We start from the raw sequence: 12,372 nt of genomic DNA, 5'->3' as shown, positions 1-12,372 counted from the left end.
CGAGCGGTAGGTGGCCCGCGCACACACCGGGCCGCCCGAGGTGTGCGCGACCGCCATGGGGGGTGGCACCCCGCCCGTCCTAGCGTGTCCCGCACTGGACCCTCGGCGTGGAGGAGTGGACGCGGTATGCGCAGACACATGGGCTGGTTGCTCGCGGCGGTACTGGCGTTGACCGGCGCCCTGGTCCAAGCGGGGCCGGCCGCGGCGGCGGTGCCGTCCTACCTGACGATGGAGGCGAGCTACGGCAGCGTCGCCAACGGCTGGGACCACGTCGAGCGCTACCTGGACAGCACGTCCGGCTTCCACCAGGAGCAGTACCCCCCGGACGGCCGCGGAGACCAGGACGGCCAGCGGCTCACCTTCTTCGGCGGCGTCAAGCAGCCGTTCTCCGGCCGGTTCCTGCTCTACTCGGCCCCCGGCTGGAACACCGGCAGCCACCAGGTGCCGGTGCTGCTGGTGCACGGCGCCAACGACAACCCGGACCGGGCCTGGGCCAACCCGGGCGAGTCCGGCGGCTACGGCTGCGGCACCGCCTCCTGCCCGAGCACCGGCCTGATGCAGTACCTGTCCGGCCGCGGCTACCGGGTCTTCGCGATCGGCTTCGCGCACAAGCAGGGCGACAACCTGATGCAGGCCCAGGAGGTCGGCGACGCCGTCGCGCTGATCAAGGCCAAGCTCGGGGTCCCCAAGGTGGACCTGGTCGGCTGGAGCAAGGGGGAGATGTCCACCCGGGCCTACGTCTCCTCGGTCAAGCCCGGCTGGGGCCGCTCGTACGCCGGCGACGTGCGCAAGCTGATCACTCTGGGCGGCCCGAACGGCGGCTACGACTACCCCTTCGCGCACGGCTGGGCGCACGACTTCTCGATCTGGCCGGAGTGCGGCGGCGCGGTCAACGCCCCCTCCCCGCACCTGCACATGACCTGCTACGGCACGTACACCGCGCACCCCGAGTTCTCCTTCACCCCGAGCGGCGGGTACGACGACTACCCGGGTCAGCGGCAGATGCTGGCCCGCTGGGACTCGGTCTTCGGCGTCGACCAGACCCAGCAGGACTGGTACACCACCTACTACGGCGGCCAGGGCTACTACACCGACGGCGGCGGCATCCAGGCGGCGATCGACGCCGGCTCGCTGGTCGCCCCGCTGCAGAAGGCCGGGGTGCCGAGCACGGTGACCGGCTACCTGCTCGCGGGCGGCACACCCAACATCCTCGGCATCTTCAACGAGAACCGCGGCCCCAGCGACGGCGTGGTCTTCGAGGCCAGCGCCCTGGACACCACCGGCTTCGGCACCGTCGGTGGCACCGCACTGGTCGCCACCGCCAACCACCTGGAACTCGGCTGGGACGGCGCCGCCAGTGCGCAGGTCGCCGGCTGGCTGAACTGAGAGCACGTCACATGAGCATCGAGGAGCGGCAGATCGCCGCCGACCGGCTGATCACCACCGACCGGCTGACCGTCAACTACGCCGAGATCGCGGGCCGCACCGGCGAGCCGGTGGTCCTGGTGCACGGCAACGTCTCCTCCGGGGTCTTCTGGCACCCGACCATGGCCCAACTGCCCGCCCGCTACCGCCCGCTCGCCCCCGACCTGCGCGGCTTCGGCGGCACCGAGCCGCTGCCGGTCAACGCGACCCGGGGCCTGCGCGACCACAGCGAGGACCTGCTCTCCTTCGTCCGGGCACTGGGGCTCGGCCCGGTCCACCTGGTCGGCTGGAGCATGGGCGGCGGCGTGGTGCTGCAACTGCTGCGCGACCGCCCGGAACTGGTCCGCTCGGCCACCCTGGTCAACCCGGTCTCGCCGTACGGCTTCGGCGGCACCCACGGCCCGGACGGGCAGCTCAACTCGCCCGACGGCGCCGGCTCGGGCGCCGGTGGCGCGGCGGCGGAGTTCGTCCGGCTGCTGCGCGAGGGCGAGACGGGCGCCGACTCGCCGTTCGCGCCGCGCACCGTGCTGGACACCGCCTACGTCAGCACCCCGCTGGCCGACCCGGACCGCTATCTGGCCGCCATGCTGACCACCCGGACCGGCGACGGCCACTACCCCGGCGACAGCCGCCCGAGCAAGAACTGGCCCGGCTTCGCCCCCGGCGACCGCGGGGTGCTCAACTCGATGGCGCCGGTGCACTTCCGGATCGACGACCTGGAGCTGATCGAGCCCAAGCCGCCGGTGCGGTGGATCCGCGGCACCGCCGACGTGATCGTCTCCGACACCTCGCTCTTCGACCTGGCCCACCTGGGCGCCCTGGGCGTGGTCCCCGGCTGGCCGGGCGCCGCCGAGTGCCCCGCCCAGCCGATGGTCACCCAGACCCGCACCGCCCTGGCCCGCTACGCCGCAGCCGGCGGCCAGGTCCGCGAGGTCGCGATCGAGGGGGCCGGCCACAGCGTGCACCTGGAGCGGCCGACGGAGTTCCTGGCGGCGCTGGTGGAGGTGCTCACCTAACGGAGCGTCAGGTGATGCGCTGGAATTCGACCTTCGGAGGAGCGGGCCGGTCGTGGGGGACCGGCCCGCTCCTCGGGCTCGGAGGCAGCGCGCAGCCAGGCGCGCATCTGGCTTCAGGACCCTTCGATGCTCGCCACAGTCGTGGCGATCACGTCGCAGACCCGGGCGATCCCTGCAACATTGAACCGAACGTCTGAGATGACCACAAAGACCTGGTACGCGCCCTTGCTGCCAGGGTGCCGCTTCACGGCGTTGCCGTACTTTTTTTGCAAGGCCCGGTCGAGCCTTGCGTTGATCGACTCCCTCGCGGCCTTTCCCGACTTGAGGGATGCGACAGGGAGGCTGCCCATCACCGAGAGCTCGACCTCGACCGTCGCGGCCAGCCTATTCGAGCTTCCCCCCAGTCGCGCGATCACTTCCACCTGCCCGGAGGCGCTGTTCATCTGGACATGGCCGCTGGTGGAGTCGTATCTGCCCATTCCTGCGTACAGTTGCCCGATGCGGCGGCACAGGTCGTCCTCCTCGACGTCCTCGGTCCCGCTGGCGATCTGAATGATCGCCTCGGCGGTGCGAAGGGGCGCGACGAAATCCACTACCGTCTGGGGTCGATCCCCGGGAGCCTTTGAGGTCGCCCGCTTGTACAGCTCCATAAGTGCCTGCGAGGCCCGGTCATCGACCCAGCTGGCTAGCTCTCGGTGGAGCACTTCTTGATTCTTCGCGAAGTTCTCCGCGTTTGGATCGCGGCCGGTCACAAGGAAGAACATGAGTTGAGCGAGACTGAAAACGTCGACGGTCTCACTCCGGGCGGACCTGGTGTTCGGCTCGTAGAGTTGCTCAGGTGCCGCATAGTTGATCACGCCGCCGACGCCGAGGTTTGTCGTGACCGTCCTGTTGGTCTCGTGATAGGCGAGGTCGAAATCAGTCAGGTAGGGTACGAGCTGTCCTTCTGCACCCACGGAAATAACGATGTTCTCCGGTTTGATGTCGCGGTGCCTGACCTTCTTCGAGTGTGCGTGCTGAACGGTTTCGCATATGTCGATCATCAGGCGCAGGGCGACGGAAGCGTCACCGTCCCGGTCGATATAGGTCCTTCGAAGATTTTCGCCAGGTATCAAGTCCATCGCGAAGCCAAACGGTGCAACCATGACTTCATGGACACGAACGATGTGAGGATGTTCCAGCTTCCGCATGTTGAGGTAGCCGTTGGTGAAGCGCTGGACCTTTACCGCATCGTCGAGCTCATTTCCATGGAAAATTTTCAGGGCGTAGCTCCGGCCGTCGGCACCCTGGACTTCCCATACGTGCCCGTAGCCGCCGTGGCCGATGTGCCTGGTGATTCGACCGAACCGTGTCTCCTCGCCCACACTCACCTCGGACAGATTCTTGCGGAACTCTCGTACCCGTCGGCTGAGGTCGACCCAATCCGGATCGCGGCGGAGATCCGATAGTTCCTTCTCGGTCGACTCGAACCACCCCACTACCGATTCGAGCTCTAGTGCGCACTGCCGTGCCCCGCGGTCGAGTCGGACACCCCGATCGGCGAGTTCTCGCAACTGTAGGTAGTAGTACTGATCAACCAAGGTCTGCGCCTTTGACATGAGGCGTGAGCGCTCGCTCCGCTCGATCGGCCTGCCCTGGCGAGGTTCGAAGCCGCTGCCAAGGACCACCGTGCCGGCTATGTCGCCCTTGAAGACCGGGGTCTGCATCCCCTTGGGAATGGCGCTGGCCACGTACTCGTATATGCCCATCAGAGTAACTTCGCCGTCCCAGTTCACCGCCGCGCCCAGGAGGGCGTCGGTAAGCGTGTCGGTAAAGACCCCCCGCTCGCCGACCTCTTTCGCGGTCTCTTCGGGGCGACATGCGGCGAGGATGCAGCGGCTTTCATTGACCGTCGGTACCTCGCGTTCTACGTCGGACGGAGCGAGGGGCCGGCTGTTGGACCACGTGAATGCAGAGCCGGAGTGGCAGCAGTCGAGAATGGATATGACGTGGTCGTAGGCCAGGCTCGCGGACTCCATGAGCTGCGCGAGATGGGCGAGCGAGATCCCCGGATCAAAGTCCTGTGCGTCGTGGGTGACGAGATGCCCGGCCTGGCCCATGACTTGACCGTGCCCCGCAAAGTACAGGAGCAGCGTGTCTCCCTTTTCTTGGTCTTCGGCGCTGTAGGCGAGCTTCGACAGCTCCCTAAGGATGTTGCTCCGGGTTGCCTGGCTGTTGAGCAGTACCATACTGTCGAAATCGTACTGTTCCAGAGAGAGGCAGGAGGCTACATCTTTCGCATCATTTACGCAGCCGTGGAGTGGTGCGTCCGGGTAGCTGTCGATACCAATAATTATGGCTTTATTCAAGATGCTCTCCACTCGCTCATCCCGCCAGGGGTCGAGCAGGACGGGAAGGCGTCGAAAGGTGCTAGAACCTTAGCGTGTCGACGAGTTGGTGGCCACCGATTCACCAAGATTTCGGTTGGGGGCTGTGGCAGTTCGCCGTGAAGTGCATGTGGGGGTATCGGGTGGACATGTCAGGCGAGGTTGCAGACCGACCCATGAAGCATCCTGTCGATCGCGGCCGGAAGGGTGACATCGAGCCGCTTCATCGGGAGGCGGTCCAGGCTTTCATCTGTGTGCTGGACCTGATCACGGGTGCCTGGCCCGTCGCTGTGCCGGTTACGGCTGCGACGGCCGTGCTGCGGGCGTGGATCGCGCACCAGGCCGTCCGCCTGGCCGCGGAACGGACCAGGCGGACGGGGTTGGTGCTGGCCGGGGCGCCAGCGGCGCAGTCGGCGGAGGCGGTGCGGGCCTGCGCGGAGTTGGAGGCGGCGGTGGGGCGCAGCCGGTCAGGGGCCGCCGGGGAGCGGGCGTTCGGCCTCGACCAGGGCCTTGAACTGCACCAGGTCGTGGCGCACGGTGCGCTCGATGGCGCCGGACTGGGCGAAGCCGTGCGGGCCGCCGAAGGTGTCCTCGACGGCTTCGGGCTCGTACTCCACCCGGACCTGGAGCTGGGTGGACCCGGTGTCCAGCTCGCGCAGCACCACGGTGCCGTGCAGGTGGGCGCTGTCCAGGGTGCGCCAGTCCATCACCTGGTTGCCGCCGAGGTCCTTGATCGCGGTCTCGAAGACCCGCTCCTGGCCGGCCACCTCGATGTCCAGGTGCGCCCGGTGCCCGCCGTGCGAGTGGGCGTGCCGGACCCCGTCCACGAACCGGGGATAGTCCTGCACGCGGTGCAGCTGCTCCCAGGCCACCTGGACCGGGACGTCGATGTCGATCTGCTCTTCCAGGGTGTGCATCCGATCACTCCGGGTCCTCGTAGGGGTCGCCCTCCGCGCGGTTCTCGTCCTGGGCGTGCTGCACCTGCTCGGAGGTGACGCCCTCCAGATCGACGGTCGCCTCCGCCGCGGCCGTCTTGGAGGGTTCCCCGGTCGTGCCGGGAGGCTCGGGGCTGACCGTGGACATCGCTGTCTCCCCACGCTTCAGGGGCCGGCCGGATGGCCCGCCGACCCCTCCAGCCTGCGCCCGGGGCCCGGACCGGGGCAACCAGAGCCGGTGCTCAGGCCAGGCCCAGGCCCGGGTCGACCGGTGGTTCGGCGGCGGGGGAGAGGTCGGCCAGGGTGTTCCAGAACATCAGCTCGTAGCTCTGCAGCAGCCGGCCGTACTCGCGGCCGGCTGCCAGCCGCGCCTCGTCCAGGCCGGCCGCGGCGACCACCCGGACGGCCTCCTCCTCCAGCTCGGGGGCCGGGGTGGCGAAGAAGTCGAAGAAGGCGCAGGCCGCGTCGGAGAACCCGTAGTGGCGGCGCAGCGCCCGGGCGGTGGCGGCGCAGTACCCGCCCCAGGCGGCGAAGTTGGCGGCCAGCGCGAGCACCGCGGCGGTCGGCTCGCCGTTCAGGGCCAGCCAGGCGAGCTGGTGCGGGTAGGCCTGGCAGCCGGCCAGCGGGGCGCGCCCGGGCAGCTGGGCCTCGGAGAGCCCGCAGGCGGCGGCGTACCCGGACAGGGCGGCCAGCGCCAGCGACTCCCCGTCCGCGAGCCGGCTGAAGTAGCCGCCGGCCGGGGAGTCAGCGCAGCGCGCCGCCAGCACCAGGAAGCTGCGCCGGTCGCTGCGGATGATCCGGTACTGCTGGGCGGCCAGCTCGGCCAGGAGCGGGACCGGCGCGCTGCCCTGCTCGATCCTGGGCACCAGCCGGTTGGCCGACTCGGCCGGGGTCAGCTCGGCGCGCAGCTCCTGCAGGGCTGCCCGGGGTGTCGGGGTCATCGACGGCTCCTGGTCGCATCGGGGCGCGCCCAGGCTAGCCGCCGCCGTACCCGCCGCCCGGCAGGCGGCTGACGTGTCGTCAGAAGATGGACCAGCCGGTGGCGGTGGTGAAGGCGTCCAGCGCGGCGACCGCGCCCACCGAGTTGCCGGCCCGGTCCAGCGCCGGGCCCCAGGCGCAGAGGGTGCCCCGGCCCGGCACCACCGCGAGGATCCCGCCGCCGACCCCGCTCTTGCCGGGCAGCCCGACCCGGTAGGCGAACTCGCCGGCCGCGTCGTAGGTGCCGCAGGTGAGCAGCACGGCGTTGATCCGCTTGGCCTCGCTGCGCGAGAGCAGCCGGCCGCCGTTGCGGCGCACGCCGTGCCGGGCCAGGAACAGGCCGGCCAGCGCCAGGTCGCGGCAGGAGGCGGTGATCGCGCAGTGCGCGTAGTAGTGGCCCAGCACCGCCTCGACCGGGTTCTCCAGGTTCCCGTAGCTGGCGATGAAGTGGGCCAGCGCCGCGTTGCGGTGCCCGTGCTCGGCCTCGGAGGCGGCGACCACCAGGTCGGTGTCCAGCCGCGGGTTGCCGGACTCGGCGCGCAGGAACTCGCGCACGGCGCCGGCCGCGTCGCCGGTCAGGGTGAGCAGCCGGTCGGTGACCACCACGGCGCCCGCGTTGATGAACGGGTTGCGCGGGATCCCGTGCTCGGTCTCCAGCTGGACCAGCGAGTTGAACGGGGTGCCGGAGGGCTCGCGGCCGACCCGGTGCCAGACCGCCTCGCCGGTGGCCAGCGCGAGGGCGAGGGTGAAGAGCTTGGAGACCGACTGGATGGAGAAGTCGGTCTGCCAGTCCCCGACGCCGTGCACCTCGCCGTCCACCGTGGCGAGCGCGAGCCCGAAGGCGTTCGGGTCGGCCGCGCCGAGGGCCGGGATGTAGTCGGCCACCCGGCCGGTGGCCAGGGTCGGGCGCGCGGCGTCGTGGGCGCGCTGCAGTTCACGGCGGAGGTCCATGTGATCACCATATTTGTCCTGGTGTGGCGCCGTGGCCCGGCGGTGCGGGCGGGGCAGACTGGGAGGGTGCCGGAACTGCCCGAAGTCGAAGCCCTGTCCGCCTTCCTGGCCGAGCACCTGGTCGGCCGGCAGATCGGGCGGGTGTACGCCGTGGCGGTCAACGTGCTCAAGACCTACGACCCGCCGGTCACCGCGCTCCAGGGGTGCACCGTCAGCGCGGTCGGGCGGCGCGGCAAGTTCCTCGTCGTCACCGCCGGTGACCTGCACCTGGTGGTGCACCTGGCCCGGGCCGGCTGGCTGCGCTGGCAGCAGAAGCTCTCCGCCGAGCCGCCGCGCCCCGGCAAGGGACCGCTCGCGCTGCGGGTGGCGCTCGCGGACCCTTCCCCCGATGCCGCCGGCTTCGACCTGACCGAGGCCGGCACCCAGAAGCGGCTGGCCGTCTACTGCGTCGCCGACCCCGCCGAGGTGCCCGGCATCGCCCGGCTCGGCCCCGACCCGCTGGCCGCCGACTTCACCGAGGAGTCGCTGGCCGCCCTGCTGCGCGCGGAGAAGCGCCAGCTCAAGGGGGTGCTGCGGGACCAGAGCGTGCTGGCGGGGATCGGCAACGCCTACTCCGACGAGATCCTGCACGCCGCGAAGCTCTCCCCGTTCAAGCTTGCCGCCAAGCTCACCGGTACGGAGCTGGCCACCCTGTACGGAGCGATCGGTGCCACCCTGCGCGAGGCCGTGGAGCGCTCCCGGGGCCTGGCGGCCGGGGAGCTCAAGGCGGAGAAGAAGACCGGCCTGCGGGTGCACGGCCGGGCCGGCCTGCCGTGCCCGGTCTGCGGGGACACCATCCGCGAGGTGTCCTTCGCCGACTCCGCGCTGCAGTACTGCCCGACCTGCCAGACCGGCGGCAAGGTGCTGGCGGACCGTCGGATGTCACGCCTGCTCAAGTAGGCCGCCGCCGGGCGGGGCCCGGTGGCCCAGGCATGGCCCGGGGGGCGCTGGGTATGGCACCCTCGCTGATCAGCCGATCGTCACCCTCGCTTTCGCCGCCGGAGCCGCCCGATGACCGCCGCCGTCCCGCTCAGCCACGCCCACGGACCGGCCGAGCCCCCGCTGCTCACCGAGACCATCGGCGCCAACCTGGCCCGCACCGCCGCCGCCCACGGCGACCGCGAGGCCCTGGTCGACCTGCCGAGCGGGCGCCGCTGGAGCTACCGCGAGCTGCTCGCCGAGGTGGACGTGGTGGCCCGCGGCCTGCTCGCACTCGGGGTGCGCACCGGCGACCGGGTCGGCATCTGGTCGCCGAACTGCCCGGAGTGGGTGCTGCTGCAGTACGCCACCGCCCGCCTCGGCGCGATCCTGGTCAGCATCAACCCCGGCTACCGCACCCACGAGCTGGAGTACGTGCTGCGCCAGTCCGGCGCGCGCACCGTGGTGGCGATGCCCGCCCACAAGAGCTCCGACTACGCCGGGATGCTGGCCGAGGCCCGGCCGAACTGCCCCGAGCTGCGCGAGGTGCTGCTGATCGGCGAGGACTCCTGGGCCGGGGTGCTGACGGCCGGTCAGCAGGCCGACCCGGCCGAGCTGGCGGCGATCACCGCGGGCCTGTCGCCGGACGACCCGATCAACATCCAGTACACCTCGGGCACCACCGGCTTCCCCAAGGGCGCCACCCTCTCCCACCGCAACATCCTGAACAACGGGTACTTCGTCGCCGAGCTGTGCGGGTACACCGAGCAGGACCGGATCTGCGTGCCCGTGCCGTTCTACCACTGCTTCGGCATGGTGATGGGCAATCTGGCCGCCACCTCGCACGGCGCCTGCGTGGTGATCCCGGCCCCCGCCTTCGACCCCGCCGCCACCCTGGCCGCCGTGGCCGCCGAGCGCTGCACCTCGCTCTACGGCGTGCCGACCATGTTCATCGCCCTCCTCAACGACCCCTCCTTCGACCGGCACGAGCTCGGCTCGCTGCGCACCGGCATCATGGCCGGCTCGCCCTGCCCGGCCGAGGTGATGCGGCAGGTCATCGAGAAGATGAACATGCGCGAGGTGTCCATCTGCTACGGCATGACCGAGACCTCCCCGGTCTCCACCCAGACCCGCACCGACGACGCCTTCGAGCAGCGGATCCGCACCGTCGGGCGGGTCGGGCCGCATCTGGAGGTCAAGGTGGTCGACCCGGTCACCGGGGCCACCGTGCCGCGCGGCAGCGCCGGCGAGCTCTGCACCCGCGGCTACTCGGTGATGCTCGGCTACTGGGAGGAGCCGGCCAAGACCGCCGAGGCCGTCGACGCCGAGGGCTGGATGCACACCGGCGACCTGGCGGTGATGGACCAGGACGGCTTCCTGGCGATCACCGGACGGATCAAGGACATGGTGATCCGCGGCGGCGAGAACATCTACCCGCGCGAGATCGAGGAGTTCCTGCTCACCCACCCCGACGTGCTGGACGCCCAGGTGGTCGGGGTGCCGGACGAGAAGTACGGCGAGGAGCTGATGGCCTGGATCCGGCTGCGCCCCGGCGCGCCTGAGCTGACCGCCGAGGCGCTGCGCACCTTCTGCACCGGGCGGCTGGCGCACTACAAGATCCCGCGCTACGTCCACCTGGTGGAGGCGTTCCCGATGACGGTGACCGGCAAGGTCCGCAAGGTGGAGATGCGCGAGGAGTCGGTGCGGCTGCTCGGCCAGGGACTGCCCGGCTAGGCCTGGCCGGTCAGGTCCTGTCCGGCCGGGGGCCGGTCCGCCCCTGGCCGGTCAGCCCGGTTCGGGGGCGGGCACCTTGGCGGCCAGGGCGGGCGGCATCGGCTCGTAGCGCAGCGGGGCGCGGGTGAACGAGCCGGTGCCGTGGGTGAGGGCGCGCAGCTCGACCGCGTACCGGCTCAGCTCCAGCTCCGGCACCTCGGCCCGCAGCAGGCTGCGGCCCGGCCCGGCCGCCTCGGTGCCCAGCACCCGGCCGCGCCGCCCCGACAGGTCGTTGAAGACGGCGCCCAGGTACTCGTCCGGCACCAGCACGCCCACCTCGGCGACCGGCTCCAGCAGCCGCAGCGAGGCCTGGCCCGCCGCGTCCTTGAGCGCCAGGGCCGCGGCCGTCTGGAAGGCGGCGTCCGAGGAGTCGACCGAGTGCGCCTTGCCGTCCAGCAGCGTCACCCGCAGGTCCACCAGCGGGTAACCGTTGCCCACCCCGTTCGCCAGCTGGGCTCGCACGCCCTTCTCCACCGAGGGGACGTAGTGGCGCGGCACCGCGCCGCCGACCACCCGATCGACGAACTCGAAGCCGCCGCCGGCCGGCAGCGGCTCCACCTGCAGGTCGCAGATCGCGTACTGGCCGTGGCCGCCGGACTGCTTGACCAGCCGGCCGTGCCCGGTGGCCGGGCCGGCGAAGGTCTGACGCAGCGCCACCTGGTAGTCGACCTGGTCCAGTTGGACGCCGTACTGCTCGGCCAACCGGTGCAGCACCACGCCCGCGTGTGCCTCGCCGGTGCACCACAGCACCAGCTGGTGGGTGTCCGGGTTCTGCTCGGCCCGCACCGTCGGGTCCTCGGCGGTCAGCCGGGCCAGCGACTGGGCGAGCTTGTCCTCGTCGCTGCGGCTGCGGGCCCGCACCGCGACCGGCAGCAGCGGCTCGGGCAGCTCCCAGCGCGGCAGGGTGAGCGGCGCGGCCGGGTCGCACAGCGTGTCGCCGACCTGGGCGGTCAGCTTGCCCACGCAGGCCAGGTCGCCGGCCGGCGCGTGCGGGACGGCCCGCTGCAGCTTGCCGAACGGGCTGGTCAGCCCCGCCACCCGGGCCTCGGCACCGGCCACCTGCACGCCCAGGTCGGGCAGCAGGGTGCCGGCCAGCACCCGGACCAGGCTGAGCCGGCCCACGTACTGGTCGCCGGTGTTCTGGATTACCTGGGCGACCAGCGGGGAGTCCGGGCCGGTGCCCTGCGGGCGGGCGGCCAGCGGCTCGGGCAGCGGGCGCTCGGTGGGCGGCGGGAAGGCGGTGACGATCAGGTCCAGCAGGTCCACCGCGCCGGTGCCGTCCTCGGTGACGGGCAGCACCGGGTGGAGCGTGTCCTGGCCCAGCGCGCCGTGCAGGCCGCGGGCCAGCGCCGCCCCGTCCAGGGTCTCGCCGCCGAGGTAGCGCTCCATCAGCTCGTCGTCCTCGCCGGCGATCGCCTCCACCAGCTGTTCGCGGGCCGGCTCGGTGGGCGGCAGCGGGGCGGCGGCGCCGTGCGTCTCGCCGGAGAGCAACTCGACGGTGCCGCGCACCTGGCCGTCGGTGCGCACCGGGAGGTCGACCGGTTGCACCGAGTCCGGGTGGCCCTCGCCGAAGGCCTGCCGACAGGCCGTCAGGACCTCGTCGAAGTCGGCCCGGGCCGCATCCATGTGGGTGACGGCGATGGCTCGCGGCAGCCCCGCCGCCGCGCACTCGCGCCACAGCGCCAGAGTGGGGGAGGTCTGCTCGGGGCTGCCGGTGTCGCCCGGCAGGTCGGTGGCGGAGACCACGAAGACGGCGGCGTCGGCGGCGTGCAGGGCTGCCCGCAGCTCGCCGGCGAAGTCGGCGTGGCCCGGCGGGTCGAGCAGGTTGATCTTGACGCCGCGCCACTCCACCGGTACCAGGGCGAGCCGGACCGAGCGCTGCTGCTGGTGCTCGATCTCCTCGTGGTCGCTCACCGTGCTGCCCTCGCTCACCCGGCCGGCCCGGCTCAGCGCGCCGGCGGCCACCGCCAG

At 71.5% G+C, this 12,372-nt stretch carries 10 protein-coding genes; 4 read left to right on the top strand and 6 right to left on the bottom strand.

All coding sequences use genetic code 11. From position 1 onward, the window contains the following. Nucleotides 1–126: 126 nt before the first annotated feature. Together C7C46_RS22360 and C7C46_RS22355 are read left to right on the top strand one after the other, a co-directional pair. Nucleotides 127–1,386 (top strand): esterase/lipase family protein, encoded by a 1,260-nt coding sequence (locus tag C7C46_RS22360; protein ID WP_245984702.1) that lies wholly within the window; start codon nt 127–129, stop codon nt 1,384–1,386. Nucleotides 1,387–1,397: 11 nt separating this feature from the next. Next, nucleotides 1,398–2,441 (top strand): alpha/beta hydrolase, encoded by a 1,044-nt coding sequence (locus C7C46_RS22355; protein ID WP_110671688.1) that lies wholly within the window; start codon nt 1,398–1,400, stop codon nt 2,439–2,441. 113 nt (nt 2,442–2,554) lie between these two features. Here C7C46_RS22355 and C7C46_RS22350 read toward each other — a convergent pair whose 3' ends face one another. From C7C46_RS22350 to C7C46_RS22335, 5 genes are all read right to left on the bottom strand, one after another. Then, nucleotides 2,555–4,801: a protein kinase domain-containing protein gene (locus tag C7C46_RS22350; RefSeq protein WP_110671687.1), complete on the bottom strand. Its 2,247-nt coding sequence runs from the start codon at nt 4,799–4,801 to the stop codon at nt 2,555–2,557. A 473-nt stretch (nt 4,802–5,274) separates the two neighbouring features. Further along, the gene (locus tag C7C46_RS22345) at nt 5,275–5,724 is read right to left on the bottom strand and encodes an SRPBCC family protein (protein WP_110671686.1); all 450 of its coding nucleotides are present in this window, start codon (nt 5,722–5,724) and stop codon (nt 5,275–5,277) included. A 4-nt stretch (nt 5,725–5,728) separates the two neighbouring features. Further along, nucleotides 5,729–5,890 carry a hypothetical protein gene (locus C7C46_RS35210; RefSeq protein ID WP_181442467.1) on the bottom strand — a complete coding sequence of 54 codons (162 nt, stop codon included), beginning with the start codon at nt 5,888–5,890 and terminating at the stop codon, nt 5,729–5,731. Nucleotides 5,891–5,984: 94 nt separating this feature from the next. Continuing rightward, on the bottom strand, nt 5,985–6,683 hold the full coding sequence (locus C7C46_RS22340; RefSeq protein ID WP_110671685.1) for a thiaminase II/PqqC family protein: 699 nt from the start codon (nt 6,681–6,683) through the stop codon (nt 5,985–5,987). Between the two features lie 79 nt (nt 6,684–6,762). After that, entirely contained in the window at nt 6,763–7,671 is a 909-nt protein-coding gene (locus tag C7C46_RS22335) for a glutaminase (protein ID WP_110671684.1), read from the bottom strand. A gap of 66 nt (nt 7,672–7,737) precedes the next feature. Between C7C46_RS22335 and C7C46_RS22330 the strand changes: the two genes are divergently transcribed. Beyond that, nucleotides 7,738–8,610 (top strand): Fpg/Nei family DNA glycosylase, encoded by an 873-nt coding sequence (locus C7C46_RS22330; RefSeq protein WP_110671683.1) that lies wholly within the window; start codon nt 7,738–7,740, stop codon nt 8,608–8,610. A 111-nt stretch (nt 8,611–8,721) separates the two neighbouring features. After that, nucleotides 8,722–10,362 (top strand): AMP-binding protein, encoded by a 1,641-nt coding sequence (locus C7C46_RS22325; RefSeq protein ID WP_110671682.1) that lies wholly within the window; start codon nt 8,722–8,724, stop codon nt 10,360–10,362. Nucleotides 10,363–10,413: 51 nt separating this feature from the next. Here the strand turns inward: C7C46_RS22325 and C7C46_RS22320 are convergent. Next, nucleotides 10,414–12,372: elongation factor G (locus tag C7C46_RS22320; protein ID WP_110671681.1), on the bottom strand; the 1,959-nt coding region annotated here is incomplete at its 5' end.

The sequence above is a fragment of the Streptomyces tateyamensis genome (assembly GCF_003205575.1).
GTDB lineage: Bacteria > Actinomycetota > Actinomycetes > Streptomycetales > Streptomycetaceae > Kitasatospora > Kitasatospora tateyamensis.
The sequence above is the reverse complement of the archived record's forward strand: the minus strand, read 5'-3'. Positions and strand labels throughout refer to the sequence as shown.